Genomic DNA, 25900 nt, shown 5'->3' with positions numbered 1-25900 from the left:
GAGCGTGACCGGGCCGCGCGCGCCGGTCAACGCGTCGGTGTTCTCAGCCGGGAGCGTCAGTATCGCGCCCACGTGCAGGCCGTGGGGTCCCAGCGACCGCTCCGCCGAACGCCACTGAGGACTGGGTCGAGGAAGGAGCGGGTGAGCGTGACCGCAGCGTCGAAGTCCATGCCGCTGCAGACCGGCGTACTCCTCGCTTCCTGCGCGTATTGCGGCGCCCAGGAGGATGGGACATCGAGCGTGGGTGCCGCAGGCAGGTTGCGCATGGATCGTTCAACCTCGACCGCGTTCCATAGTGCTCCGGCGTCGAACTCCTGCGTCCGCGCGAAGACGACGAGGTCCACCAAGTCACGTGCCCGGCTCGATCGTCTATCCCGATCGATCCCGTACCTGGACTCTGTGGCGCACAGCTTGTCGGCGACATGATCGACGGCCGGGTACACGCGGTAGGTCGGCGTCCGGATCCCCTCCATCTCGAACGGCATCGGGGGAGTGATCTTCTCTGGCTCGGCCGTCATGGTCGAGCCCACAACGAGGTCCACGCGGAACCTCTCGATCGATGTCGGGCCGATCAGGGCTTCCATCCGCAGCTCGGCACCATTCACTGCCGGCTGACCGTCGTTGTCGCGGGTGGGGGTTCGGCCCGTGATCTGGAACGTAAACGGGTCATCGGCCTTCCGTCCGCAGGCAGCGCGCAGGCTAAGGACGGCGTCGTCGATGTCCGTGAGCGCAGCCAGAAGATCGATGTCCTTGCTGTGGCGCGCGTCGATCACCCGAGCCAGGACCGCCACGCCGCCCTTGAGCACCCAGGTCTCATCCTGGAAGACACGAGCGAGGAAACGCGAGTAGACGAACTGTCGCTGCAGGTCGCCGGGTCGGCGCCCCGTGCCCTGTGCGGCGTTGCGGGCCCGATCGCCGATCGACCGGCGCCAGGCGACGGGTGTGCGTGGAGCGAGACTCATTCGATCGTCCCGATCGCATTCTCATTCCGGCCGTCCGGCTCGTGGTGGACAACGAGATCTGTTAGGTGCTTGCGAGCCATCGCCGTGGCTACCTTCGTGATCTGCTCGGACCACCTCGCGGGTTGTGAGGATGGTCGGACCTGTTTCAGAACAGCAAGGTCCCGCTCGAGTTCTCGGAGGTCGGGCATGCCCGCGTGCTCGAGTGGGGGCACCATCGTCGGTCGCTGCGCTTCCGGTGCGGCTGCGGGACCTTGACGGTGGGCCTTCGTGGTGACGAGCGCCCGAATCTGCAGTCTGCTGACCTCGCGCGCATACTCGCTCGCGACTTGTTGGACCAGGGGGTTGCCGAGAGCGCGTGCGAGGACCTGGCCCTCGTCGAGCTCGGCGATGCCGAGCAGTGTGCGGATCAGGGGACGGACGCGGGGCGAGTCGGGCCGGCGCCCGGCGGCGGCGTGGAGATCCGCGATCGTCATTCGGCGGGTCGCAATCGCCTCGCGCAGGATCTGAGCCACGTGCTCGAGGTCGTGTCTGGACATCAGCAGGTCGGTGATCGTGCGGGCGATCGTCGTCACGGGCAGGCCGGCGACGACAAGGACATCCTCGGCCATCAGATCGGCACGGTGGATGCGCACCCCGACCTTGCGTGAGCGGTAGGGGCGAGGGAGCGTGTAGTGAAGGTCGACGCTGAGCAGTGACCCGAGATCGTGGAGCCCGGCGGCGCTCGCGTGTGAAACCACGCCGGTCGTCACGGCATTCTGCAGACGCTCGGCCGCTGTCGCCTCCGGCTTCAGCGCGAGCCATTCGGCGCGCAGGTCGACGTTCGGATCCGCGAGGGCGACCGGTTGCGCGTACACCCCGTGGCTCACGCGGTCCAGAAGTCCCCGCTCCACGAGGCGGGAGAGGTGAAGGCGGGTGAGCCCATGAGCAACCGCCTGCCTGGTTGTGAGCAGCCCCCACTGGTCGGCGGCAAGCTCACCGACAGTGACCAGTAGATCCGTTCGCATGGCTCGATCGTATCAAACATATCGATACAATCAAGCCATGAGGGGCTGCCGAGGTTGTTGATTCCGCCCCCGCCGTTCCGCCGTCACCGACGACGCCTATGGCCGGCTGCCGAGGAGGGGAGACCGAATGAGCGGCCAGAACAGGACGCACAACCGGGCCGAGCAGGTCTACGGCGCCCGGCCAGGCGCCGTCCATTCGCGATGGCCGGATGTGGTGCCAGGGAGTGCTCGTGTCATAGTGGCGGCGGCGCGGGTGAGGGCGGCGCGCCCGCTAGCGTGAGCCGCGTCCGCTCCGATAGATCGGGGGAGAGCCCATGGACGCCGTCGACCTCGCCTATCCGTTCATCGGCCGCTGGCTCGCCCGGAACAGTCCGGCCGACCGGGTGCCGAGTCACGGCACGGAGCTGTTCGCCTCGGCCCATGCGATCGACTTCGTGGCCGTCGACAGCGCCGGCCGCACCGCCCCGATCACGCTCCGATCGCTGCTCCGCCCGGAGCCGGCGAACGGGTTCCCGGGGTTCGGCCGTCCCGTGCTCGCGCCGGCCGCCGGGACCGTGGTCGCCGCGCACGACCACCAGCCCGACCACGACGCCCGGCGGGGCATCCCCTCACTCGGTTACGCCCTGACCCAGCGGCGCCGGGCCGCCGACGGCTGGCTCGCGCTCGCCGGCAACCACGTGTTCATCGACGTCGGCGCGGCCGTCATCGCGCTGTGCCACCTGCAGCGGGGGAGCGTGGCCGTGGTCGCCGGTGAGCGGGTCGAAGCGGGCACCGTCCTCGGCCGCTGCGGCAACTCGGGCAACAGCACCGAGCCGCACCTGCACCTCCAGGCGGTCGACACCCCCGACCTCGGCCGTGCCCGCGCCGTGCCGATCACCTTCGGCGGCACGCTCCCGCGGAACGGGCAGGTGATCGAAGCACCCTGATCGCCGTGCGGCCTGCGCGGCGTTCTCGAGAATCCATCGCCTTCGGTCGGAGTGGAACGAAGTCATGACCGAGAATGGACGCTTCTGCCCGGCTCCGTCCGCACGGGCCGTCGACTCGGCACGTGCCGACAGCGAGTCGGCGGGTGGGTCAGAACGCTGCGAGTCGGCGCGAGAACGTCGCCAGGGCGTCGGCGATAGCGCGCAGATCCGTGGTGTCGTCGCCTTCCGCCAAACGCTCGACGATCCAGGTGCGGGCGAGCGTGGAGGCAGGAATGCCGGCCCGTTCGGCGGCGGCCTCGAGTGCCTCGATCTCGGATTCGTTCAGTCGCAGCGAGTACACACGGGAGCGCTGATTGCGTCGTGTGATGAGTGTGCCGGGCCGGAGAGGGGCGTCGGGGTTCGCCTCGGCGGCCTCGGCCTCGAGACGCAGGACGTCCGCAAGGTCGTCGTGGTCGTTCATGGTGGATCGCCTCCTGTGGCGTAGCGACGTTGGTCGGTGGCGTTCGCGGGCCAGCCGTTCACCCCGAAGCGCACTCCGTTGCGGTCGAGCACGATGACGGTCAAGACTCGTCCGGTCGAGCGGGCCCGCCCGATAATTCGGATGCTCTGCCCGCTGGCGCTCGCCGGGTCTGGGATGAATGTCACTGCACCTGGATCAGCCATGGACTCGTTTGCTTCTGCGGGCGTCACACCGTGACGGGCGAGCATGTAGTCACCTCGGTAGGTCCAGTCGGCATCGTGCACGACGATGTCAGTGTATGACGGCTCGTCATACGGGATCAAGAGGTGGCGCCTACTTCTCACGGCTGCGCGTGAGTACGTGCCGCGGCCTCCGGCCGGTTGCCGGGGCCGGACAGACCTCCCGCCTCGCACTGGGGAGCGAGGGCCGCGCTCGTAGACCTGGAGGCCTTCGCCGGCGGGGACCCCTCCCGCGACATTGACGATGCCCGGGAAGGAACCTGCTCCGCGACGCGATCAGTCGCTCGTTCGCGGCCGCACGAACCACGCCGTGATCCACGCGCCCGGTTCGGACGATGTCGGGCGCGCGTGGCAGCATGGATGCCTATGACGGACCAGCCGACCGAGAACGCCACCCCCGCCGCCGACGGGCAGGGCAGCTACGGTCCGTTCGCCTACCTCGCCACCCCGACCGGGCCGCTGTATCGGCGCGTCATGCGCGCCCTCATGGCGCAGAAGGAACGCTTCACGGTCCACGTGCGGCCCGAGGAGGTGGTCGAGGCACTGCGTACGGACGGCGGAGCGCGCGTTCCGGAGGAGGCCGTCGCCGAGGCGCTCGAGCGGCTCGCGCAGCCGTCGTGGGGGAACGTGCTCGCCTTCCCCGACTCCAGCCGGGTCACCGCCCTGGAGGACTTCTACCGGCGGCGCATGCTCTACCAGCTCTCCCGCGAGGGGGAGGCGGCCGAGCGGGCCCTCGCCCAATACGACGCCGCCCTCGGAACCCGCGGCGCCCTGCAGTCCGTCGCGCTGGAGGACATCGTCGTGCTGCTCACCCGGCTGCGCGACACCGCGCTGGCCCATGCGGCGGGGGAGGGCGTCGATACCGCCGTCACCCACCAGGCGCTGCGCAGCCTGCGCGAACGGTTCACCGAGCTCGCCGAGAACGCCGTGGCCTTCATGGGGTCGATGCAGCGAACGATCGATCTGCACGATGCCGACGTCGAGGCGTTCCTCGCGTACAAGGAGGAGCTCATCGCCTACCTCGAGCGGTTCATCCACGATCTGCTCACCCGCGGCGCCGCGATCAGCGGTCTGCTCGCCGAGATCCCGGAGGCCGGCGTCGCCTTCCTCGCGGCCACCGCGGCCGAACGGGAGTCCGCCGACGCCGCCCCGGGCGAGGCGGGCGACGCCCGCGAGGCGGTCCGGCGGACGTGGCTGCGGCAGTGGTCGGGGCTGACCGAGTGGTTCGTCAGCACCCCCGCCCGCGAGAGCGAGGCCAAGCTGCTGCGCGCCCGGGCCCGCGCCGCGATCCCCGCCCTGCTCGCCGTCGTGCGCGCCCTGCACGAGAGGGCCGGCGGCCGCACCGACCGCAGCGAGGACTTCCTCACCCTCGCGACCTGGTTCGCCGCCCTGCCCACGGACGGCGACCGGCACCGGCTCTGGCGCTCGGCGTTCGCACTCACCCCGGTGCGCCACCTGAGCGTCACGCCCGCGACCGAGGAGGCGTGGGCGGCCGTCGAACTCGGCAACGCCACGCCGTGGGAGCAGGCCCCGCCCCTCGAGATCAGCCCGCAGCTGCGCCGCAGCGGATCCTACGAGCGCCGCGGCAAGGCCGTGCGGGTCGCCGACCGCACCGAGGGCAAGCGGCTGCTCGCCGACCGGGCCCGGCACGAGAGCGAACAGACCGCCGCGGCCCGCAGCCGCATCCTCACCGGCGGACCCCGGCCGCTGTCGAGCTTCGGGGAACTCGACCCGGAGGCCTTCCGCCTCTTCCTCGGCCTCCTCGGCGATGCGCTCGCCGCGATGGGTCCGGCCGCCGACACCTCCCAGGTGCACACCTCCGACGGCGAACTGACGGTCACCCTCACCCGCATCCCGGGCGCGGCCACGATGGTGCTCACCACCCCGGACGGGCGGCTGAGCGGCCCGGACCACCTCGTCGACATCGCCTCCGCGACCCTTCCGGGCCCTGAGGTCGAGGCTCCGCCCGAGCCGGTCGTCGGCCCTGCCGACCCTGTCGCCGGCCCCGCGCCCGGTCGGGGCGAGTCGCACTCGCCCGCGCCCGCGGAGGTCTACGCATGAGAAGCCCTATGTCAAGCCGCCTTGTTTTCGGGGGTGAGGTAGGGCTGGAGTGCTCGGTGTTTGCTGGGGTTGTATGGGACGTGGTCTTGCCAGCAGTGCCAGATGATGGTGAGCCATGCTCGGGCGAGGATTCGGACGGCGTGGGGGTGGTCGTGGCCTCTGGTTCTGGCTTGTTGGTAGAGGTGCGCGGCCCATGGGTTGGCTTTGATGCTGTCGGCGGCGAAGTCGGTGACGGCGTCGCGGAGTTGTTTGTCGCAGGACCAACGGAATCCGACGACGCGGATCCTCCCGGATTGGCGGGTCGATGGTGCTGCTCCGGCGAGGCAGATGAGTGCTTCGGGGGTGGGGAATCGGGAGCGGCAGTCGCCGATCTCGGCGAGCAGTCGGGCGGCGCGGACGCGCCCGGATCGGGGCAGGCTGGTGAAGATGTGCGCGTCGGGGTGGGTGGTCAGCTGCTGATCGATGTGCTTCTCCAGGGTGCGGGTCTGGGCCTGGAGGGTGCGCAGGACGGCGACGTGGCTGGCGGTGATCGTGGCCAGGGCTGTGGCGAAGTCACCTTCGGGTCCGCGGGGTGCGGCGAGGATCTTCGTGTGCAGCACGGTGGAGCTGGTGCGTCCGGAGTATCCCTGTTTGCGCAGCCAGGTGCCGAGTCTGGTGGGGGTGAGCCAGTCCAGCTTGTCTTGGGTGTCGAAGCGTTCCAGGAACGACAGAGCTATGTCGGAGTCGATGTCCTTGAACAGTCCGATTGTGGCGGGCAGTGCGTTGCGCAGGTGCGCGCGCAGCTGGTTTCCGGTCGCGATGCGGTGGGCGATGAGGTCCTTGCGTGCACGGCATGCCCGGCGCAGAGCTATCGTGTCGTCTCGGTCCGGGACGAGCGGGCGCAGTCGTGCCCGGTCGGTGCGGAGCGTGTCGGCGAGGACGAACGCGTCGAACCGGTCGTCCTTGTTGCCGGAGGAGCCGTATCGGCGTCGGATGTTCTTGACTTGGTTCGGGCTGATCACGACCACGGTGATGCCGGCGTCCAGCAGCGTGTCGATCACGGGTCCGTCGGGGCGTTCGATCGCGACTTCGGTGGCGTTGTTGCGGGCCAGGAAGGTGAGCAGGGCGCGCAGCCCCTCCGCGGTGTGTTCGATCATGCATCGGTCGATTTCACGGCCGCGATGATCTACCACGCTGACCGCGTGGTCGTCACGGGCCCAGTCCAGACCGGCGGTCACGTCGCCGGGAGGTTCCTCGGGCAGGCACAGGGTTTGTTCATGGGTGGGTGTGTTGGCAGACTTCATGTCAGCCTCCTTGCTGCTCGTACCAGTGGGGAGGCGCCCTCGTCTCACGGTGCTGTGGGAGCCGGGACGTGTCTGCCGGTTCGCTCACTGATCGGCGCTCGCCCCCGTCACCGGGTTTGGCGCTCAGCCCTATCGACGGTCCACACGTCCCGGGCAGCCACCAGACCTCGCAGATCTCATGCTGGACATCAACAGTGTCGAGCGAGCTGGGCGATGGCCCGGCAGCACCCGGGGTGCATCAGCGTCCTATCGAAGAACGCTGACACAAGGAAGGTAGACCAGTGAGCGAGGTCCTGCGGATGAACGAGGTCTGCATATGAGCCCGGCGAGCCCGATCGACCTCGCCCCGACCATCTCCGGGGCGCTCGAGGCCCGCGAGAGCGAGGAACGGGTCCGCGCCGTGCGGGCGCTGCTGGCCCGGCCGGTGCTCCAGGCGCAGGCCGACGGCGAACTGTTCCGGCTCGTGCGCCGCCACGCCGACGCCCTGCGCGCCTGGTTCGATCGCGAGACCGGCTGGCGCCTCCTGGTCGAATCGCAGACCGTGCGCCTCCTCACCGCCCACGTGCCGCACGGGCCCACCGCGATCGCCATCGCCGAACGCCACCCGGCCCGCGCCCGCAAGGGCGACCCGCCCTTCACGCGGCGGCGCTACGTGCTGCTGTGCCTCGCGCTCGCGGTGCTCGAACGGTCCGACCCGCAGATCTCGCTCGGGCGCCTCGCCGAGAACATCGTGCTCGCCGCCCACCGGCCCGGCCTCGACGACGTGGTGTTCACCCTGACCGGCCGCGAGGAACGCTCCGACCTCGTGGCCGCGATCCGCCTCCTGCTCGCCTACGGGGTGCTCCAGCGCGTGGCCGGCGACGAGGAGTCCTACGTCTCGGCCGCCGGCGACGCACTCTACGACGTGGACCGGCGCGTGCTCGCCACGATGCTCTCCACCACCCACGGGCCCGGGCTCGTGGCCGCCACGGCCGGCCCCGGCCGGGGCATCGACGAACTCGAGGCCGCCCTGCACGAGGCCCCGCCCGCCTACACCGAGGAGGAGACCCACCGCCGGCTCCGCCACGCCGTGAGCCGGCGGCTCCTGTGCGACCCGGTCGTCTACTACGACGAACTCCCGGCCGACGAACGCGCCTACCTCGTGAGCCAGCGGGTCCAGCTCACCCGCCGGCTCGCCGAGGCCACCGGCCTCGTTCCCGAACTGCGCGGCGAGGGGATCGCGCTCGTCGACCCCGACGACCAGCTGACCGACGTGCGCATGCCCGAGCAGGGCACCGACGGTCACGCCACCCTCCTGCTGGCCGAACGGCTCGCCGCCGGCGGCGCCACCGACGTCGCCGGCCTGCGCCGCCAGGTGCGGCGCCTCGCCGGCGAACACGCCGCCTACTGGCGCAAGACCGCCCAGGAACCGGGCGCGGAGAACGCGCTCGTGGCCGCCGCCCTCGACCGGCTCGTGGGGCTCGGCCTCGTGCGCCTCGAGGGAGAGGGGAGCGGGGCCGTCGTCCATCCGCTGCCCGCGCTGCGGCGCTTCACCATGACCGCCCCGACCATCACCGCCCGGAGGGCCCGATGACCGCCCCGACCCACACGGACACCGCCGCGCTGCCCCGGCCCACGAGCGAACGCTGGCAGCCGCTGCGGCTCGGCCTGGTCGACCTGTTCTACTACGACGACGAACAGTTCTGGTTCCACGACGGGCGGCTGCTGCTGCGCGGCAACAACGGCACCGGCAAGTCGAAGGTGCTCGCCCTCACGCTGCCCTTCCTGCTCGACGGCTCGATCGCGCCCCGGCGGGTCGAACCGGACGCCGACCCGAAGAAGCGCATGGAATGGAACCTGCTCCTCGGCGGCGCCCACCCCCACACCGAACGCACCGGCTACAGCTGGGTCGAATTCGGGCGCGTCGACGCCGCCGGCACCGAGCACTTCACCACGCTCGGCATCGGCCTCAAGGCCGCCGCGGGCCGTGGCATCGTCAAGACCTGGTACTTCACCTCCACCCGGCGCATCGGCGACCTGCGTCTCCTCGACGAGCACCGCACCGCCCTGAGCGCCGAACGCCTGCGCGACGACCTCGCGGGCTCCGGCGCCGGCCACGTGCACACGACCCAGGAGGCCTACCGCCGCGCCGTCGACGAGGCCATGTTCCGCCTCGGCCCGGAGCGCTACTCGGCCCTGATCGACCTGCTCATCCAGCTGCGCCAACCGCAGCTGTCCAAGCGGCCCGACGAGAAGGCCCTCTCGGCCGCGCTCACCGAGGCCCTCACCCCGCTCGACCAGGCCGTGGTCGCCGACGTCGCCGAATCGTTCCGCTCACTCGAGGACGAACGCTCCGGCGTCGCCGAGGCGAAGGAGACCCTGCGCGCGGCCGAGGCCTTCCTGCGCCACTACCGCGCCTACGCCCGGGTCGCCTCGCGCCGGCGCACGACCGCCGTGCGGGCCGCGAACTCCGCCTACGAGCAGGCCGGACGCGACCTGCGCGAGGCCGAGGACTCCCTCGCCGCGGCCACCGGCGAGGTCGAACGCCTCGCCCGCCACAAGCAGGAGCAGGAGGAGGAGCAGGGCTCCCTCCAGGGGCAGGAGCGGGCGCTGCGGGAGAGCCCGGAGATGCGGGACGCGGCCCGGCTCGAGGACGCCGAGCGATCGGCCCGGGAGGCCGAGGACCTCGAGGCCGCGGCGGCGCAGGAGCAGCGGCGGGCCGCCGCGAGCGCCGAGGAGCAGGTCCGCGAGGCCGACGAGGCCGCGGCCCAGCGGGACGAGGCGGCGACCGGGGCGCACCGGCAGGCGGCCGAGGCCGCCTCCCTCGCCGCGGCGGCCGGGCTGGCGCCGGAGCATCCACGGCTTCTGGACGACGCTGCCGCGGCCGGGCGGGCGCTCGATCGGCGCCGCGACCAGGTGCGTCACGTCGAGGCCCTCGTCGCGGCGGCGGCCCGCGCCCGCGGCCAGGCCGAACAGGAGCGGCGCGCCCTCGACGCCGCCCAGAGCGCCTTCGCCGGCCGGACCGAGGAGCTGCACACCGCCCGGGAGGCGGTCCAGGCGGCCGTCACCGGCTACCGCGAGGCGGTCCGCGGCCACCTGCGCGGGCTCAGGTCGCTCGACCTGGCCGGGAGCATCGACGAGATCGTCGAGGCGGCCGAGGCCTGGGCCCGCACCCTCACCGGCGACGCGCCGGCCCGGAGTGCGATCGCCGCGGCGGCCACGGACGCGCTCGCGCGCATCGGCCGGGAGCGGGCCACCGCCGACCACGAGGCCCGGGTGCTCGCCGGGGAGCTGGCGCAGCGGCGGGCCGAGATCGCCGAACTCGAATCCGGTCGCGACCCGGAGCCGCCCCCGGCCCCCGGCCGCGACGAGGCCGCCCGCGTGGGCCGGGCCGGGGCCCCGCTGTGGCGGCTGACCGATGTCGCCGGCGGCGTGAGCGAGGGCGACCGGGCGGGGATCGAGGCCGCGCTGCAGTCGGCCGGGCTGCTCGACGCGTGGGTGCTGCCCGACGGCACCCTCGAGGCCGCGGGCGACGTCGTGCTCGGCCCGGCGGGCCCACCGGTCGCGGACTCCCTCGCCTCCGTGCTCGTTCCCGCCCCCGGGCCCGACGAGACCGTCGGCGCCGAGGCGATCGGGGCGGTGCTGGCCCGGATCGGCCGGGGCGCGGACTCCGGCGCCGCCTGGTGGGTCGACACCGGCGGCCACTGGGGCGCCGGCCCGGCCCGCGGCTCGTGGACCAAGCCCCGGGCCGAATACCTCGGAGCCGGGGCCCGCGCGGCCCACCGGCGCGCCCTGCTCGAGGACCTGCGCGCCCGCGTCGAGCTCCTCGAGGAGAACCTGCGGGCGGCCCGCGCGGCCGTCGCGGCCGCGGACGCCGCCGCCGCGGAGGTCCAGCGCGAGCGGGCCGGCTACCCCGAGATCCTCGAGCGGGAACTGAGCGCGGAGCACGCGAGGTCCGCCCGCGCCCAACAGGAGGCCGACCGCGCCGAGGCGGCGACCCATGCCGCCGAGACGACCTGGCAGCGCGCCGACGACGAGGCCACGTGGGCGCAGACGGAGCTGACCGACCAGGCCGGCGAGCTCGGCCTCGGCACCACGAGCACCGAGATCGACGCCGCCCGCGAGGCGGTCCACGCCTACCGGGCCGCGCTCGAGCGGGCGCGCTCCGCCGTCCATGCGCTCACGGCGGCGACGACCGCCCTGGGACGGGCGACGGCGCGCTCGGAGGAGGCGCGGGAGCTGCTCGCCTCGCGCGAGGCGGACCACCGGCAGCGGCGCGCCCGGGCCACCGGGCTGCGGTCCACCTTCGAGGAGCTGCACGCGACCGTCGGCGCCTCGGTCGCCGAACTGCAGGCCCGCCTCGGCGAGGCCACTGCCGCCCTCGACCGCGTGGCCGAATCGCTCGCGCGCACGGCCCGCGACCAGCTCGGCGCCGCCTCGACGCAGGGGCGGCTGACCGAGACCGTGCAGGAGCTGCAGCGCCGGCGCGACGAGTCCGACCGGGCCCGCGCCGACTCGATCGAGGAGCTGCGACTCTTCGCCGGAACAGGACTGCTGCGGGTCGCCCTGCCGGAGGAGCCCGTGCCGGACGGGCCCGAGGCCTGGAACCTCACCGCGACCCTCGCCCTCGCCCGCTCCGTGGAACAGCAGCTCGGCGACGACGAGTCCCCCGACGCGTGGGCGCGGGCCCAGCAGCGCGTCTCCGGGGCGGCCACCGACCTGAGCGCGCAGATGAGCCGGCACGGGCACACCGCCTTCGTCGAGCAGCACGGCGACGTGCTCGTGGTGCGGGTGCGCTACCTCAACGAGGAGGTCGACATCGACCGCCTCGCGCTCCGGCTGGCCCAGGACGTGGCCGATCGCGAGCGTCTCCTGAGCGCCCGCGAACGGGAGATCCTCGAGAACCACCTCGTGAGCGAGGTCGCCGGGCACCTGCACGAGCTGCTGCTCACCGCCGAGGGCCAGATCGACCGGATGAACCGGGAGCTCGCCGCCCGCAAGACCTCGACCGGCATGCAGCTGCGGGTGCGCTGGCGCGAGCGCGGCGACGGCCCCGCGGGTCTGGCCGCCGCGCGCGGGCTCATGGTGCGCTCCGATGCCTCCTGGACGGCACAGGACCGGGCCGCCATCGGCGACTTCCTGCAGGCGCAGATCGCCGAGGTGCGTCAGGCCGACCCCACGGGGAGCTGGCAGGAGCACCTCGAGCGGGCCCTCGACTACCGGCAGTGGCACACGTTCGTGGTCGAGCGTTGGCAGAGTGGGCAGTGGCGCTCGGCCTCCGGCCCGGCCTCGGGCGGCGAGCGGGCGCTGGCCGTGTCGGTGCCGCTGTTCGCGGCCGCCTCCGCGCACTACAACTCGGCCGGGCCGCACGCGCCCCGGCTCATCCTCCTCGACGAGGCGTTCGCGGGTGTCGACGACGACTCCCGCGCCAAGTCCCTCGGGCTGCTCGCCACGTTCGACCTGGACGTCGTGATGACCAGCGAGCGCGAATGGGGCTGCTACCCGCAGGTCCCCGGGCTCTCGATCGCTCAGCTCTCCCGGGTCGAGGGCATCGACGCCGTCGGCGTCACCCGGTGGCGCTGGGACGGGCGCCGGCGCGAACGGGATGCCGAGGTGGCCGCGGCGGCCCGCGCCGGGGGCGAGACGATCGCCGCCGACGACGCCACCCTGTTCGGATGAGCGGCGCGGCGGCCGCGCTCGAGACGCTCCTCGGCGGGCCGGAGACGGCCTGGCTGCTGTCCCGGGTGCGCCGCCGGATCCTCCGCCGGGAGGAGGGCGCTGCGGGCGAGGTGCTCACGGGCGTCGTTCGCCTGAACGATCCGACCCCCGAGCAGCGCGCCGCGGCCTGGCGGCTCGTGGGGCGGCCGCGACGCGCCGGCGACTCGGTGCGCGTGGACCTCGCGGTGGTGGAGGAGATCCTGCGCCGCGGCCCCTGGCCCGCCGGACTGGCCGACGCGGTCGAGACCCTCACGGGCCCCATCGTGGACCACGCGGCCGAGCGCGACCGCGAGCGGGCCGCCTGGGACGCCGCGCGCGACGCGTTGTGGCCGGCCGCCCGCCGCTTCCCCGGGCTCGGCCCGTGGTGGGAGCAGTGGTGCGGTGTCGGCGGGCTCAAACGCGCCGCCGCCGCCGAGGCCGCCCGGGCCCCCGGCCCCGGCGGAGCCGGTACCGTCACGGGTCCCGCGGTGGGGGAGCGACTCGCCTCCGACGCGGCCGCCGTGCTCGACCTGCTGCCCGCGGGCGGTGAGCCGCTCGCCGTGCTCGCGCGCCGCGCCCTCGGCGACGCCCACGGCCTCGACTCCGCCCGCCCGCTCGGCCGGCTCGTCGCGGGCATCGTGCGGGCCGCGTTCTCCCCGGAGACGGCCGAGGATCTCTCCGCCCGGGACGTGTGGGCCAGGGCCGGGGTCGTGCTCTCGACCGTGGCCTCCACGGCCCTGTGCCTCGGGGTCGCGGGGTTCGACCCGGCCGATGTGGGCGGTGCGGGTGAGCTGGGCGGTGTGAGCGCCGTGCCCGCACCGAGGGCCGCGACCGCCGCGGCGCTCGAGGCGATGCGGGCGGCGCGGATGCCGCTCGTGCTCACGCTCGAACAGGTGCGCTCCGGGGGCGTGCGGCCCGTGCCCCGCGCCGGCGTGATCCACGTGTGCGAGAACCCGACGGTCGTCGAGGTCGTGGCGGACCGGTGGGCGCGGGCCCCGCACGACGGCCCGACCGGCGGGGTGGTCGGCGGGGCAGCCGGCGCGACGGCCGGTGGGGTGGCGTCCGGCCCGGTGCTCGTATGCACCTCCGGGCAGCCGTCCACGGCGGTGGTCGACCTGCTCGCCGCGCTCACCGCCGAGGGCGCCGCCGTTCGCTATCACGGCGACTTCGACTGGGCCGGCCTGCGGATCGCGCGCTCGCTCGCCCGGCACGTGCCCTGGCTGCCGTGGCGCTTCGAGGCCGGCGACTACCGGGCGGCGCTGAGCGGACCGGTGCCCTCCCTGCCGCTGACCGGCAGCCCGGCCGAGTCCCCGTGGGATCCGGGCCTGGCCCGCGCGATGGCCGAGCTCGGGCTCGCGGTCGAGGAGGAGGCCGTGGCCCAGGAACTCGCCGCCGATGTGCTCGCCGGCGTCCTCGGCGGCCGCCCGGCCCCTGTGTCTGGCCGCCGGGCCTCGGGGCAGGAGTCAGGTACGGGCATCGAGGAGGAAGCCGAGGTCGACTTCTAGGAGCCGGGCGTTAGAAGTCAGTAGCCGCAGCCCCTCGTGCTGCGCCTGGGACAGGAGCATTCGGTCGAACGGGTCGCGCCGTGCGAGCGACGGAAACGAGCTGAGGCCGACCCCGTGCTGTGCATTGAAAGGCAACTCGATCAGGCCCGCGTCCGCGCCGGCACCGACGATGTCACCGGGAACGCGCAATCGTCCAAGCATCTCCTTGAGAGTGATCTCCAGAACCGAGACCGCGGAGAAGTGCACCCGCGGTGCCTCGGCCACCTGCGCGCGGGCCCGGCCACCGAGTCGTGGATCGCCGGCGAGGACCCAGATCAGGGCATTCGTGTCGAGCAGGACTCCGATCATGACGCCGGTGCGCCGTAGAAGAGGTCGTCGATCTCGGCGTCCGGACCGTCGAAGAGCGACGGATCACTCCGGTAGTCCTGCCACCCGTCCACGCCGATGACCACCGTCGGAACCTGATGGGCCACCAGATCGACACCTCTTCCCCATGCCCTGGCGGCGCGCAGTGGCGATCGGGGGCCCCACGGCCACGGGGCGGGCGAGGCCGGGAGTCTCACCAGAGCCCGCCGGCCCACAGGCCCAGCCCGGCGGCCGCCGTCGCGGCGATGAGCACGCCGAGCCCGTTGAGCGCGCCGGCGACCCAGCGTCGCTCCTGCACGAGGCGCACGGTCTCGAAGCTCGCGGTGGAGAACGTGGTGTAGCCGCCGAGGAAGCCGGTGCCGACCACCAGGTGCCACGTCTCGGGCACGATCCGGCCCGCCGCCAGCCCCGTGAGCAGCCCGAGCACGAAGGATCCGCTCAGGTTGATGAGGATCGTGGCCCACGGCACCGTGGCGGCCATCCGGGCGCGGATGAAGCCGTCGAGCACGAGCCGGGCCGCGGCGCCGAGCCCGCCCGCGAGGGCCACGAGCGTGAAGGTCCAGGCCGCCACCTCAGCCCGCCCGTCCCGATGGGCCACCGCAGAGCGCCGCCGCCGCGATCCCGCCCCACGTGGCGAGCGCCCCGAGGATCAGCGTGGTCAGCGCGTAGCCGAGTCCCGCGCCGGCCCGGCCGTCGCCGAGGAGGGAGGCGGTGCCGACCGCGAGGGTGCTGTACGTCGTGAACCCGCCCATGAAGCCGGTTCCGAGCAGCAGCCGCCAGGCTCGCCGGCGTCCGTGATCGGGGCCGCTGCGGGTGAGCCCCGCGAGCAGGACCCCGAGCAGGAACGCCCCGGCGACGTTCACGGCGAGGATCGCGACCGGGATCCCGGCCACCGGCTCCCAGGCGAGGGCGACGGCCTCCCGCGCCGCGGTGCCGGCGGTCCCGCCGAGGGCCACGAGGCCGAGGGAGGAGGCGCGCAGGTGCGGCGGCCGCGCTACACCGGGCCCGGCCCGCAAGGGCGAGTCGAGGCCGGGATCGGGGTCGAGGGGCAGGGCGCGGTCACCGGTGAGACGGGTGGCCGGGGTGGCGGGGATGTCGTCGTTCACTGGACTCCATAGGGCAGACCGGGGTGGTCGAGCTCGATCTCGGTGAGACGGTTGTACTTCGCCACCCGTTCGCCGCGTGCGGGGGCGCCCGACTTGAGTTGGCCGGCGCCGGTGCCCACCGCGAGATCGGCGATGAAAGGATCCCACGTCTCACCGGAGCGGTGGGAGATCATGCACGCCATGCCCAGCTCGTGGGCGGTGCGGATCGCCTCGAGGGTCTGGGAGACCGTGCCGATCTGATTCGGCTTGATGAGCGCCGCATCGGAGTAGCCCGCCTCGAAGCCGGCGCGGATGCGCGCCGGATCGGTCACGTACAGGTCGTCTCCCACGAGCTGCACGCGCCCGCCCGCGGCGCAGGCCAGGGCGATCCAGCCGCCGGGATCGTCCTCGGCGAAGCCGTCCTCGAGGCTGCGGATCGGGTAGTCCTCGAGGAGGCCGAGGTAGTAGTCCACCAGGCCCGTCCGATCGAGCTCGATCCCGTTGATCCGGTAGCGGCCGTCGCCGAGGTGGAAGCTATTCGCCGCCGGATCGAGCGCGATGGCGACCTGCGCCACCCCGGGCGGGTACCCGGCGTCCGTGATCGCCTCGACGAGCAGGTCGAGAGCCGCACGGGGATCCGACACGGGGGGAGCGAAGCCGCCCTCATCGCCCAGGCCCGAGCTGCCGAACCGGCGGCGCACGAGCGCGGCGAGCGCGTGATAGACCTCCGCGCCGATCCGGACCGCGTTCTCCTCGCTGCCCGCGGCGACCGGCGCGATCATGAACTCCTGGAACTCCAGGTCGTTCGCGGCGTGCGCGCCGCCGTTGAGCACGTTGAAATGCGGCACGGGCAGCCGTTCGCGTGCACCGGAGGCGCGCGCGATCCATTCGTGCAGGCTGAGCCCGGCCGCGTGCGCGAAGCCCCGGGCGGCGAGCATGGAGACCGCCACGACCGCATTCGCGCCGAGCCGTGAGTATTCGCCGGTGCCGTCGGCCTGGGCGAGCGCCCGGTCGAGGCTCGCCAGATCCGGCCAGTCGTGGCCCGTGAGCAGGGGTGCGATCCGCTCATGGACGCCGGCCACGGCCGCCCGTACGCCGCGCCCGGAATAGGCCTCGTCGTGGTCGCGCAGCTCGACCGCCTCGTGCGCACCGGTCGAGGCGCCCGCGGGGGCGGCCGCGCGCAGCATCGTGCCGTCGGCGAGGCGGGCGCGGGCCTCGAGCGTCGGATAGCCGCGGGAGTCGAGGATCGTGCGGGCGGTCAGGTCGGCCAATCGCAGGGGGGCATTCATTGTTCGTCCTTTCGCCAGGGCAGTTCGTCCTCGCCGCTCACGGGGTTGAGCGGGATCACGACGAGCGGCCGATGCTGATGATGTGCGAGCTGCACCGCCACGGATCCGCTGAAGAACGAGTGGAGCGAGCCGCGCAGGCCCGCCTCGCGGGTGCCGACGACGATCATCGCCGCGTCGAGTTCGTCCGCCAGCCGTGCGAGTTCGCGGGCGGCGCCCCCGGCCAGGGCGCGCAGGCTCCATCGCACCCGGCTCCCGCGGAGCGCCGAGGCGATCGAGTCCCGCAGGCCGGGGTCGATCTCCGCCACGTCGGACTCGGCCGAGTCCGGGTCGATCGGCATCGCCACGACCGTGCCGTCGGGCAGCTCACGCACCGGATAGCGCGAGGTGTCGACGAAGGCGCACACGAGATCGGCACCGACCTGACCGGCGAGGATCGCGGCCTCGGCCACGACGGCGGCCGGCTGCCCGGGGATCACCCCGACGATGATCGGGCGAGGCCTGTCGGTCACGTTGCCTCCTACCTTCGGGCGCGCTCGCGCCGATCGGGTAGGGACCGTTGTCGGAGGAATCCGAGGTTGGCTGCGGCGAGCCCCACCGCCGCGACGTCCATGCGTCTGCAACCATTCTGGCACGCCCGGGTTCGCGGGGCGAGTGGTGAGACCCGGCCGGCCCGCCGGCGGACTCGAGGAAATCGCTTGACGGCGGCCCCTGCGCGCGCCGTATCGTCGCGCTACTCACGCCCGCACCGCGGTCCGCGGCCGATCACCCACCTCAGCCCCCCGGACCTGCCGGCGACGGGGACGGCACGAAGAGAAGGGGACGATCGATGTCCTTTCAGGCCTACCTCGACACCATCGAAGACCGGACCGGACTCACTCCGCGGCAGCTGGTCGACATCGCGACGAGTCGGGGCTACGACTCCGCCGACGTCAAGGCCGGCGTCATCCTCGACTGGCTCGCCACCGACTACGGCCTGGGGCGCGGCCACGGCATGGCGCTCGTCCACGTGATCAAGAGGGGCCCGCGCATCGACGCCGCGCACGTCGGATCCACCGGCCCGCACCGCGACGAGGCGGATGTGCTCTGGCTTGACGGCAAGGCGACCCGGCCCCGATGATCACGATCACGACTCGGGACGACGTCCGGTTGCCGGGGTCGTCGACCGCACGCTTCGTCGGCGACGGGCCCGACAATCTCCAGATGCTGTGCATCCACGCCTCGCCGACGATCATCCAGGAGTTCGTGACCCCGCCGCGGACGTGGTGAGCCGGCGGGCCCCGTGCGCAACCGTCCGCCCGCCCGTGGGCCCCGGCTCGGCCGTCACGGCTGCTTGCGCACGGCGTACCGGTGGAGAACGACACCCTGGGAGCAGGCGCGCTCCTCGAGCAGGTCGAGCCCGAGCGGTTCGGGCATGCGGTCGAAGAGCGGGCGGCCTGCGCCGAGGATCGCGGGGTGCGTGAACAGCACCAGTTCGTCGAGCAGGTTCGCCTCGAGTACCTGGGTCGCGATCGTCGCCCCGCCGATCCCGATCGGACCCTCGCTCGTCTCCCGGAGTTCGGCGAGCCGCTCGATCGCGTCCGATCCGATCACCCGGGTGTTGTGGCCGGCCTCGGTGCGGGTGCGCGAGACGAGCACCTTCGGCGCCGACGTCCAGATGCGCCCGTACTCGCGCAGGTACTCCGGCGCCGAGGCGTCGTCGGCGGCGCGCGGCCAGAAGCCCTCCATGGTCTCGTAGACCACCCGGCCCTGAACCATCGCGACGAGCTCACGGGCCCGCTCGTTGAACACCCGGTGGAGCGACTCGTCGATGCGCAGCCAGTCCCCACCGCCGGACTCGCCCGCGGCATGCTCGATGCGCAGGTCGAGCGAGACGTTCATCCAGTACACGAAGGTCCCGGCCATCGGCTTCCTCTTCCCAGGATCGGGCGCCCCACGCTATGCCGACGCGGGCGCGGACACAATGGCGCGGCCGGAAAAAGACGTGACAGCGGTGCGTAGGGTGACGTCCCGAAGGGAGAACAGATGACTCACACCGACCGTCCCGATCCGGCCGCCCGGCTGCGGCATGCCTTCGCCGCCGCCGACTCCTCGAGCCGGCTCCAGGCCGCGCTCGCCGCCGGAACCGATCCCGAGCCCGACCAGCTGACGGTGCTCGTGGACCAGTGCGCGCTCGAGCCGGACTTCTTCGTGCGGGACATGCTCACGTGGGCCCTCACCCGGCACCCGGAGCACACGGTCGTTCCGCTGGTGCTGGCGCAACTCGACCGGGTGGAGCCCCAGGCCCGCAGTCAGGCCCTCCACACGCTGTCCAAGATCGGCGACCCGGCCACGTGGAGTGCCATCACGCCCTCCCTCCTGCACGATGTGGACGACGAGATCGCCAGGGCGGCGTGGCGCGCGGCGGTCGTGCTCGTTCCCTCCGGCGGGGAGGGGGCGCTGGCCTCCGAGCTGGCCGCCGAATTCGGGCGCGGCGGCCGGGATGTCCAGCTGAGCCTGAGCCGGGCACTCGTCGCGCTCGGGGAGCGCGCTGCTCCGGCCATCGACGCGGCCGCGACGAGCGGCGAGGAGGCGGCCCGAACCCACGCGGTGGCGACCGGCCGGCTGCTCGAGGATCCCGACGAGGGGTTCGAGTCGGCGATCTTCGAGGCTCGACGGCTCGTCGCCCTCGGGCCCTGACTTCCCGCCCGGCCGGTTCGCCCGGATCGGCGCTCCCGGTTCGTCCCGGCGGCGCGGCACTTGACCGGGGCCGGGCCGACCGGTCCACACTGTGACGTATGGACGGCCCAGCCCGGCTCGAGTTCGTGGACGGCGCTGTCGACGGCCCGCTTCGGGGCGTGATCGGGTCGATGGTCGGGTACCGGGCCACCGGGGCCATGCCGTCCCTCCACCGGGGCGTGCCCTCGCCCTCGCTCACCTTGATCGTCAACCTCGATACGCCGATCGTCGTCGGTGAGCATGCCGGCGCCCTCGCCGACGGCTCCGCCCGGGCGTACGAGAACATTCTCGGCAGCCTGCACGTCCGGCCCGCCTACGTGTTCCAGCCGAGTCGGCAGGCGGGCATCCAGCTCGCCCTGCACCCGCTCGCCGCGCGGCGTCTCGTCGGCGTGCCGGTGCGTGAACTGTCGGATCTCTCGACCGATGCGGCGGACGTGCTGGGCGAGGGCATCCGGCTGCTGCAGGAGCGGATCGCCGACCAGGCGGGCTGGCCGCAACGGTTCGCGACGGTCGAGCGGTACCTGCTCGACCGGGCGGGGCGCGCGCCGTCCGTCGCCCCGGCACGCCCGGAGGTGAGCGCCGCGTGGCGCTGGATGGTCGCGAACCGGGGGAGGGGCCGGATGGACGATCTCGCCCGTCACGTTCTGCTCAGCGGCCGGCAGCTCACCAGGGTCTTCCGCGCCGAGTTCGGCGTGACGCCGAAGGCCGTCAATCGGCTCATCCGGTTCGACCGGGCCCGCCGGATCGTCCAGTCCCGCGTCCTGGCGGGCCGCGCGGTCCGGCTGGCGGACATCGCCCAGGAGACCGGCTACTTCGACCATGCCCATCTCGTGCGCGAATTCCACGGCTTCCTCGGCTGCAGCCCCACGGACTGGCTCGCCGAGGAGGTCGGAAACATCCAAGCCGGCGGGCATCGCCACGGGGAAGACTTGCGGTCATGACCACCGACGACACCGCCTCGGCCCCTGCACCCACCGTCTGGCCGGCACTGCAGGCCAGGGACGCGCACGCTCTCATCGAGTTCCTCGTGGAGACGGTCGGCTTCCTCAGAACCGCCGTCTACGGGGACGGGGGCACGGTCGCCCACGCCCAGCTCGACTGGCCCGAGGGCGGCGGCGTCATGCTCGGATCGCACAAGTCCGGCGGCGAATGGTCCCTCGAGCCCGGCACGTTCGGGGCGTACGTCGTGACCGATCACATCGACGAGCTCTACGCCCGCCTCGTCGCCGCCGGGGCGACGATCCTCCGCGAACTCGCCGACCAGGACTACGGCAACCGCGAATTCGCGATCGCCGACCCCGAGGGCAACCGCTGGTCGTTCGGGCCCTACCGCGGCGAGCCGCGCGCCTGACCGGCACGACACTCACCCCGGCTGACCTCGGCCCGCTCAAGGGGCCGTCCGTCCAGATCGGTACCCTCAACGCGAGCCGCACGGGCTACCCGAACGGGGGCCTCGCCTACCAGTGGCGGGGAGATCGCCCAGGGTCGCTAGAACTGTGTGGGTAACGGTCATAGGTGACAATGCGTACACATTGATACCGTGACAAGTGAGGTCTCGACCTGAGAGCTGCGCCCAGGATGTTGCCGCCTACCGCGAGGCGATCGACGCCGACGATGGCGCGCGCGTCGGTCTCGACGAGCTACGACGCGACCTGGCGCAGTGAGCTACCGTGTCGAGCCCGCCACCGCTGCTGCCCGCCGCGCTGCCCACCGCCGCGAGGTGTATGACCGCCAACGATCGTTTTCGGGGCGGATGCCGGCGACGTCGATCGGGGCCCGACTCGCCGAGCATCGGCCAATCGAAATTCATCTCCCAAACCCATGCGCACCGAAACTTGCGCTAGATCGTTTTCGGTTGCCCCGGTAGAATGGTCTGAGAGCCAGGAGAGGGGAGCCCCATCGTGGCTACGACGTTCGATATCGAGGAGCGCTGGCCCGAGTTGTTCGCGCAGCTCGACGAGACCCAGCGTCGTGCCGTGGTGCAGTCGCTCGCCAGCGCGTGGCACGAGGGGTGGACCCCGAACCGCGAGGATGTGGAGAACCTGACCGACGAGGCCCGCGGCGCGATCGACGCCGAGGAGTACCGCCGGCGCGCCCATGCAGCGGTGGAGCGTCAGCGAGCGATGCCCCAGCAGCGGGTGTTCTTTCGGGATGTGAAGCCGTATGAGGTCCCAGAGAAGCTGGAGGACTTGAAGGGTCCAGTCGGGGGTGTTGTCGATCTGCCCCACACGGTGCTATGGGCACCGGGTGGTGGCCGCGTCGATCTTGATGCGGAGGGAGGTGCAGGTCTGGCGTATCGGGCGGTGTTGTCCGAGGGTACCCTTGCCGACCAGGTGGCCGTCGTCAATCGCGACCGGCTCATGGCGGTGTGGCCGGGGCTGCTGTTGCCGCGGCGTGTTCGCGAGCTGTGGGAGGCTCGGTTCCCCGAGTTGCGTGCGGTGGTGAGTGCGTGAGCGCGGAGAGCGACGCGCAGCGGGAGGTAGCCCGAATCGCGTTGGCGGGCATCGCGGAGGCCGGGTTCGCACTGGCGGGCTCGGGTGCGATCCGTGAACATGGCGTGATCAACCGGCCGACCGAGGATGTTGACCTGTTCACCACGGAGCAGGACACTGACGAGTTCGCGAGAGCTGTCGAGCGCGTGGTGGCGGACCTGCGTGGGAGTGGATATGAGGTCGAGGAAGCCCGCCGGGCCGCGCACTTCGCTCGTTTGGCGGTGAGCACTGGCGAAGGGTTCCAGTTCGACGTCGACGCGATCCGCAGGTGGGGTCGGTTCACTGACGAGGAACTGGTGAGCGCAGCCGCCGCGCGTGATGCTGGATTCGAGGTGAGCGTGTTCGCCCAGCAGTTGGAGGCTGTGCGCAGGGTGACGCTCCTGGACGTCGAGCGGTATGGCATCAGCGCCGAGCAGTTGTCTGCCGTCAATGCGCGTTGCATGCAGTGGGCCGCGCACCTGCGTGGGCGGTCGGACGGTGCCGAGGTGGAGTCCTCGCGTCTGGCCGAGCTACAGCGCTCACGGCCGAGTGATGGTTTCCCGAGGGCTGCACCTCGGGCGACCAGCCAGCCACCGCGGACGGGACTGCAGAGGGGCCCCCAGGTGCGCCACGGCGGCCCGTACCTGCCGGGCCACGGTAGCGGGACCGGGCAGGGGAGGTGAGGCCGTCATGAGCAACCTCGTGGGTTACGTGCGAGTGTCGAAGCGCGAGCAGAACCCCGAGGCCCAGGGGGCCGAGCTGCGCGCCGCCGGCGCGGCGCGCGTGTTCGTCGACCACAGCGAGTCGAGCTGGGTCACGGACCGGCCACAGTGGCTCGCGTGCCTGGACTACCTGCGTCCCGGCGACACCCTCATGGTGCGTCGCCTCGACCGCATCGCAGGCAGCCAGACGATGGCGATCCAGACGCTCAATGAGCTGCACAAGGCAGGCGTGAACATCAAGAGTCTGACCGAGCCCGATATCGACACGACGACCCCGATGGGGCGGGCGCTGTTCGGCATCGTCGCCGTGTTCGCGCAGTTGCGCGTCGACACGATCCGGGAGAACACCCGGCGCGGCCTGGCGCATGCTCGTGCTCAGGGGCGTGTCGGCGGGCGGCCGTCGGTGATGACGCCCGAGCGCATCGACGCCGCGATGAGGATGCGTGCCGACGGACAGAGCATCGCGCGCATCGCGAAGGTACTCGGCGTGGGCGCCTCGTCGGTGTCCCGAGCCCTGGCCAAGGTGGACGCCGAGGCCGAGGCGACCGTCTCGTCGTAGGAGGTCCTGACCGTTCCTCCCCATCCTCCCGATAGCTGCAGCCCGGTCACCCTTCGGTGATTGGTCGTGACGCTGCCGACGGTCCGCGAGGTGGCGGACATCGTCGAGCTCGACACCCGCCTCGTCCGGTCGCGATGGGCGAGGATGGGTCCATGGCCGGGCGACACATCCTGTGGGACATGGGCGGCACCCTGCTCGACACGTATCCCGACGTCGAGCGCACGCTGGCCGCCGTCGTCTCCGAGCACGGCTCGACCGTGGATCCGCTCACCGTGGCGTTCCTGACCCGCGGCGGCCCCGGCAGTTCCACCGCGGGGGCGATCTCGGAGCTGTCGGCGCGGTTCGCTATCCCTCGCCGCGCGTTCGTCGGCGCCTACGACGCCCTGAAGCGGCGGTGGCGCGACGCTCCGCCACCGGTCATGCCGGGAGCGGGCGAGGTGATGGGCCGGGTCTTTCGAATGGGCGGGCTCAACCTCGTGGTGACGCACCGAGATCGCGCCAGTGCCGAGGCGCTCGTGGCCGCGCGCGGCCTCGAGGTGGACGACCTGATCTGCGCCCCGGACGGGTACCCGCGCAAGCCGGATCCGGCGATGTACGCGGCGATGCTCGAACGGCACCACCTCGACCCCGCCGACTGCCTCGCCGTGGGCGACCGGGACGTCGACGTCGCCGCCTCCCTCGCGGCCGGCATCGCCTCGCTCCGGTTCATCGTGCCCGCACTTCCCGCCCCGGCCGTTCCGCACGGCACGTTCATCGGCGACCTCACCGAGGTCCTGCCGTTCCTCGGCTGATCCCGGCACCGACCCGGCCACGGGCGGGAATCGGCGTGCGCGGGCGCGGGTGGCGGTTGTAGCGTGAACGGGCCGCCGGTCCCGAGGCGGCAGTCGACTCCACCGGGGGAAGATGGACGCCTTCCTGATCGTGAGCGTGCTCGGGCTGCTGGTGATCGCGGCGGCCACCCTCATCGCGTCCCGGGTCGGGGTCGCCAGCCCGCTGCTGCTCGTGGTGCTCGGCCTCCTCGTGAGCCTCGTGCCGGCGGTGCCCGAGGTGACGATCGCGCCGGAGTGGATCCTCGCCGGGGTGCTTCCGCCGCTGTTGTACTCGGCTGCGGCCTCGATGCCCTCGCTGGACTTCCGGCGCGAATTCACGGCGATCGGCAGCCTGTCGGTCGTGCTCGTGATCGTGAGCGCACTGCTCACCGGGCTGTTCTTCACCTGGGTGATCCCGGGACTCTCGCTCGCGTGGGGGATCGCGCTCGGGGCGATCGTCAGCCCGACGGACGCGGTGGCCACCTCGATCGTCAAGCGGACCGGAATCTCGCCCCGGGTGATCACGATGCTCGAGGGGGAGGGGCTCCTCAACGACGCGACGGCGCTCGTGCTGTTGCGCGCGGCGATCGCAGCCACCGCGGCCGCGGTCTCGATCGTCGGGGTCGCCGGTTCCTTCGCGCTCGCCGTCGCGGTGGCCGCCGCGGTCGGGTTCGCCGCCGGTCGCCTCAACCTGGCGGTGCGCTCGCGGGTGAGCGACCCGACGGTGAGCACGGTGCTCTCCTTCACCGTGCCGTTCCTCGCCTCGGTGCCGGCCGAGCTGCTGCACGGCTCGGGGCTCTTCGCGGCCGTGATCGCCGGGCTCGTGACCGGCCGCGGTGCCGTCCGGCGGATACCGTCGCAGCATCGGCTCGCCGAGCAGCAGAACTGGCGCACGATCGAACTCCTGCTCGAGGGTGGGGTGTTCCTCCTCATGGGGCTCGAGCTCACCGGCGTCCTCGATCAGGTGATCCGCGACCACGACGGGTATGGACTGGCGATCGGGGCCGCGGCGGGGGCGCTCGGGGTGACCGTGGCCGTGCGCACCGGGTACGTCGCGCTGCTCGTGGCGTCGCTGGGGTGGCGGGCGCGGCGCCACCGGCGACTGCGGCCACGGCTCGATGCCGTGCAGGAGCGCATCTCCCAACCCGGTGCGGACCAGCGCTGGGCGGAGAACGGCAGGCGGGGCCGGCGTGGGCGGCAGTGGACCCTCGAGCGGGTGCGCGTCCGGGTGGCGCGGCTCTCCGCCGACATCGACTACTTCCTCGCCCGGCCCTTCGGGTGGCGCGAGGGCACGGTGGTCGTCTGGGCGGGCATGCGCGGGGTCGTGACGGTCGCCGCCGCCCAGACCCTCCCCGCCGACACCCCGCACCGGTCGCTGCTCGTGCTCATCGCGTTCATCGTGGCGGCCGGCTCGCTGCTCCTGCAGGGCAGTTCCCTCGGCGCCGTCATCCGCTGGGCCAAGCCGGACACGGAGTCCCCGGTGGTGCTGGCCGCCGAGCGCCGCGCGCTGCGCGAGCTGCTCGAGGAGGCCGCCGCCGGGGCGCCGGCGGCGGCCTCCCAGCTTGCCGTGCTCGCGGCCCAGCGGGACGCACTGCTCGACGCGCGCGACAGCGGCCGCTACTCCTCGGCCGCGCTGAGCGGCGCCCTCGAGGTGCTCGACGCCGAACAGGTCCGCCTCGAACTGCTCGGCGAGGGCTGATCGCCCGCCCGAGTCGGCTCGACCCCACCGGGCCAGTACGCTGAGAACCCCGACGCGCCGCACCCCCGA

General features: G+C 72.7%; 27 protein-coding genes. 15 read left to right on the top strand and 12 right to left on the bottom strand.

All coding sequences use genetic code 11. The features are described from left to right. Nucleotides 1-56 precede the first annotated feature (56 nt). Both GCE65_RS09785 and GCE65_RS09780 read right to left on the bottom strand, forming a co-directional pair. A complete protein-coding gene (locus GCE65_RS09785) occupies nt 57-962 on the bottom strand; it encodes a nucleotidyl transferase AbiEii/AbiGii toxin family protein (RefSeq protein WP_153878258.1) in 906 nt (301 codons plus the stop codon). Then, nucleotides 959-1966 (bottom strand): type IV toxin-antitoxin system AbiEi family antitoxin domain-containing protein, encoded by a 1008-nt coding sequence (locus tag GCE65_RS09780; protein WP_153878257.1) that lies wholly within the window; start codon nt 1964-1966, stop codon nt 959-961. The genes GCE65_RS09785 and GCE65_RS09780 overlap by 4 nt, the downstream gene beginning before the upstream one ends. Before the next feature lie 314 nt (nt 1967-2280). On the opposite strand from GCE65_RS09780, the gene GCE65_RS09775 reads away from it, so the two are divergent. After that, nucleotides 2281-2892, top strand: a complete 612-nt coding sequence (locus GCE65_RS09775; protein ID WP_153878256.1) for a M23 family metallopeptidase — start codon at nt 2281-2283, stop codon at nt 2890-2892. Between the two features lie 148 nt (nt 2893-3040). On the opposite strand, the gene GCE65_RS09770 is transcribed toward GCE65_RS09775, so the two are convergent. Both GCE65_RS09770 and GCE65_RS09765 read right to left on the bottom strand, forming a co-directional pair. Then, complete coding sequence (locus GCE65_RS09770) at nt 3041-3352, bottom strand: hypothetical protein (RefSeq protein ID WP_152909858.1); 312 nt, start codon at nt 3350-3352, stop codon at nt 3041-3043. Beyond that, complete coding sequence (locus tag GCE65_RS09765; RefSeq protein WP_228759885.1) at nt 3349-3636, bottom strand: hypothetical protein; 288 nt, start codon at nt 3634-3636, stop codon at nt 3349-3351. Before GCE65_RS09765 ends, GCE65_RS09770 begins: the two co-directional genes overlap by 4 nt. A gap of 321 nt (nt 3637-3957) precedes the next feature. Here GCE65_RS09765 and GCE65_RS09760 point away from each other — a divergent pair, with 321 nt between their 5' ends. Continuing rightward, nucleotides 3958-5652 carry a TIGR02677 family protein gene (locus tag GCE65_RS09760; protein WP_228759884.1) on the top strand — a complete coding sequence of 565 codons (1695 nt, stop codon included), beginning with the start codon at nt 3958-3960 and terminating at the stop codon, nt 5650-5652. An 11-nt stretch (nt 5653-5663) separates the two neighbouring features. On the opposite strand, the gene GCE65_RS09755 is transcribed toward GCE65_RS09760, so the two are convergent. Further along, nucleotides 5664-6935: an IS110 family transposase gene (locus GCE65_RS09755; RefSeq protein ID WP_153878254.1), complete on the bottom strand. Its 1272-nt coding sequence runs from the start codon at nt 6933-6935 to the stop codon at nt 5664-5666. 316 nt (nt 6936-7251) lie between these two features. Between GCE65_RS09755 and GCE65_RS09750 the strand changes: the two genes are divergently transcribed. From GCE65_RS09750 to GCE65_RS09740, 3 genes are read left to right on the top strand one after another with little or no spacing between them, the layout of a single operon-like run. Next, nucleotides 7252-8508: a TIGR02678 family protein gene (locus tag GCE65_RS09750; RefSeq protein WP_152909856.1), complete on the top strand. Its 1257-nt coding sequence runs from the start codon at nt 7252-7254 to the stop codon at nt 8506-8508. After that, nucleotides 8505-12593: a TIGR02680 family protein gene (locus GCE65_RS09745; RefSeq protein WP_153878253.1), complete on the top strand. Its 4089-nt coding sequence runs from the start codon at nt 8505-8507 to the stop codon at nt 12591-12593. Before GCE65_RS09750 ends, GCE65_RS09745 begins: the two co-directional genes overlap by 4 nt. Further along, nucleotides 12590-14116 carry a TIGR02679 family protein gene (locus GCE65_RS09740; protein ID WP_153878252.1) on the top strand — a complete coding sequence of 509 codons (1527 nt, stop codon included), beginning with the start codon at nt 12590-12592 and terminating at the stop codon, nt 14114-14116. Before GCE65_RS09745 ends, GCE65_RS09740 begins: the two co-directional genes overlap by 4 nt. Here GCE65_RS09740 and GCE65_RS09735 read toward each other — a convergent pair. From GCE65_RS09735 to GCE65_RS09715, 6 genes are all read right to left on the bottom strand, one after another. After that, nucleotides 14075-14464: a type II toxin-antitoxin system VapC family toxin gene (locus GCE65_RS09735; RefSeq protein WP_153878251.1), complete on the bottom strand. Its 390-nt coding sequence runs from the start codon at nt 14462-14464 to the stop codon at nt 14075-14077. The genes GCE65_RS09740 and GCE65_RS09735 overlap by 42 nt on opposite strands. Beyond that, nucleotides 14461-14589 (bottom strand): hypothetical protein, encoded by a 129-nt coding sequence (locus GCE65_RS16840; protein ID WP_255475268.1) that lies wholly within the window; start codon nt 14587-14589, stop codon nt 14461-14463. The genes GCE65_RS09735 and GCE65_RS16840 overlap by 4 nt, the downstream gene beginning before the upstream one ends. Before the next feature lie 86 nt (nt 14590-14675). Beyond that, nucleotides 14676-15053 carry a fluoride efflux transporter CrcB gene (gene crcB, locus GCE65_RS09730; protein ID WP_153878250.1) on the bottom strand — a complete coding sequence of 126 codons (378 nt, stop codon included), beginning with the start codon at nt 15051-15053 and terminating at the stop codon, nt 14676-14678. Nucleotide 15054: 1 nt separating this feature from the next. Continuing rightward, the gene (locus GCE65_RS09725) at nt 15055-15588 is read right to left on the bottom strand and encodes a CrcB family protein (protein ID WP_370460098.1); all 534 of its coding nucleotides are present in this window, start codon (nt 15586-15588) and stop codon (nt 15055-15057) included. Then, a complete protein-coding gene (gene eno / locus GCE65_RS09720; protein WP_153878249.1) occupies nt 15585-16856 on the bottom strand; it encodes a phosphopyruvate hydratase in 1272 nt (423 codons plus the stop codon). The genes GCE65_RS09725 and eno overlap by 4 nt, the downstream gene beginning before the upstream one ends. After that, the gene (locus GCE65_RS09715) at nt 16853-17365 is read right to left on the bottom strand and encodes a universal stress protein (protein ID WP_153878248.1); all 513 of its coding nucleotides are present in this window, start codon (nt 17363-17365) and stop codon (nt 16853-16855) included. The genes eno and GCE65_RS09715 overlap by 4 nt, the downstream gene beginning before the upstream one ends. Nucleotides 17366-17682: 317 nt before the next feature. Between GCE65_RS09715 and GCE65_RS09710 the strand changes: the two genes are divergently transcribed. Then, nucleotides 17683-17973 (top strand): DUF4287 domain-containing protein, encoded by a 291-nt coding sequence (locus tag GCE65_RS09710; RefSeq protein WP_152909850.1) that lies wholly within the window; start codon nt 17683-17685, stop codon nt 17971-17973. Continuing rightward, nucleotides 17970-18122 carry a hypothetical protein gene (locus tag GCE65_RS09705; RefSeq protein ID WP_153878247.1) on the top strand — a complete coding sequence of 51 codons (153 nt, stop codon included), beginning with the start codon at nt 17970-17972 and terminating at the stop codon, nt 18120-18122. Before GCE65_RS09710 ends, GCE65_RS09705 begins: the two co-directional genes overlap by 4 nt. Before the next feature lie 54 nt (nt 18123-18176). On the opposite strand, the gene GCE65_RS09700 is transcribed toward GCE65_RS09705, so the two are convergent. Further along, a complete protein-coding gene (locus tag GCE65_RS09700; RefSeq protein ID WP_153878246.1) occupies nt 18177-18758 on the bottom strand; it encodes a dihydrofolate reductase family protein in 582 nt (193 codons plus the stop codon). A 120-nt stretch (nt 18759-18878) separates the two neighbouring features. Between GCE65_RS09700 and GCE65_RS09695 the strand changes: the two genes are divergently transcribed. The 8 genes from GCE65_RS09695 to GCE65_RS09655 all read left to right on the top strand — a co-directional run bounded on the left by GCE65_RS09695 (nt 18879) and on the right by GCE65_RS09655 (nt 25831). Continuing rightward, nucleotides 18879-19532 carry a HEAT repeat domain-containing protein gene (locus tag GCE65_RS09695; protein WP_153878245.1) on the top strand — a complete coding sequence of 218 codons (654 nt, stop codon included), beginning with the start codon at nt 18879-18881 and terminating at the stop codon, nt 19530-19532. Nucleotides 19533-19630: 98 nt separating this feature from the next. After that, on the top strand, nt 19631-20512 hold the full coding sequence (locus GCE65_RS09690; protein ID WP_153878244.1) for a helix-turn-helix domain-containing protein: 882 nt from the start codon (nt 19631-19633) through the stop codon (nt 20510-20512). Further along, the gene (locus tag GCE65_RS09685; RefSeq protein WP_153878243.1) at nt 20509-20922 is read left to right on the top strand and encodes a VOC family protein; all 414 of its coding nucleotides are present in this window, start codon (nt 20509-20511) and stop codon (nt 20920-20922) included. Before GCE65_RS09690 ends, GCE65_RS09685 begins: the two co-directional genes overlap by 4 nt. A 550-nt stretch (nt 20923-21472) precedes the next feature. Beyond that, a complete protein-coding gene (locus tag GCE65_RS17085; RefSeq protein WP_370460097.1) occupies nt 21473-22024 on the top strand; it encodes a hypothetical protein in 552 nt (183 codons plus the stop codon). Next, complete coding sequence (locus tag GCE65_RS09670) at nt 22021-22725, top strand: nucleotidyl transferase AbiEii/AbiGii toxin family protein (protein WP_153878242.1); 705 nt, start codon at nt 22021-22023, stop codon at nt 22723-22725. Before GCE65_RS17085 ends, GCE65_RS09670 begins: the two co-directional genes overlap by 4 nt. Nucleotides 22726-22732: 7 nt before the next feature. Continuing rightward, nucleotides 22733-23323, top strand: coding sequence for a recombinase family protein (locus GCE65_RS09665; protein WP_152909845.1), 591 nt, complete (start codon nt 22733-22735; stop codon nt 23321-23323). A 152-nt stretch (nt 23324-23475) separates the two neighbouring features. Then, complete coding sequence (locus GCE65_RS09660; protein ID WP_228759883.1) at nt 23476-24114, top strand: HAD-IA family hydrolase; 639 nt, start codon at nt 23476-23478, stop codon at nt 24112-24114. 112 nt (nt 24115-24226) lie between these two features. Beyond that, on the top strand, nt 24227-25831 hold the full coding sequence (locus GCE65_RS09655) for a sodium:proton antiporter (RefSeq protein ID WP_153878240.1): 1605 nt from the start codon (nt 24227-24229) through the stop codon (nt 25829-25831). The last annotated feature ends 69 nt before the right edge of the window (nt 25832-25900 follow it).

The sequence above is a fragment of the Pseudactinotalea sp. HY158 genome (assembly GCF_009660225.1).
Classification (GTDB): Bacteria; Actinomycetota; Actinomycetes; order Actinomycetales; family Beutenbergiaceae; genus HY158.
Note: the sequence above shows the minus strand (reverse complement) of the source record. Positions and strands in the feature narration are given on the sequence as shown.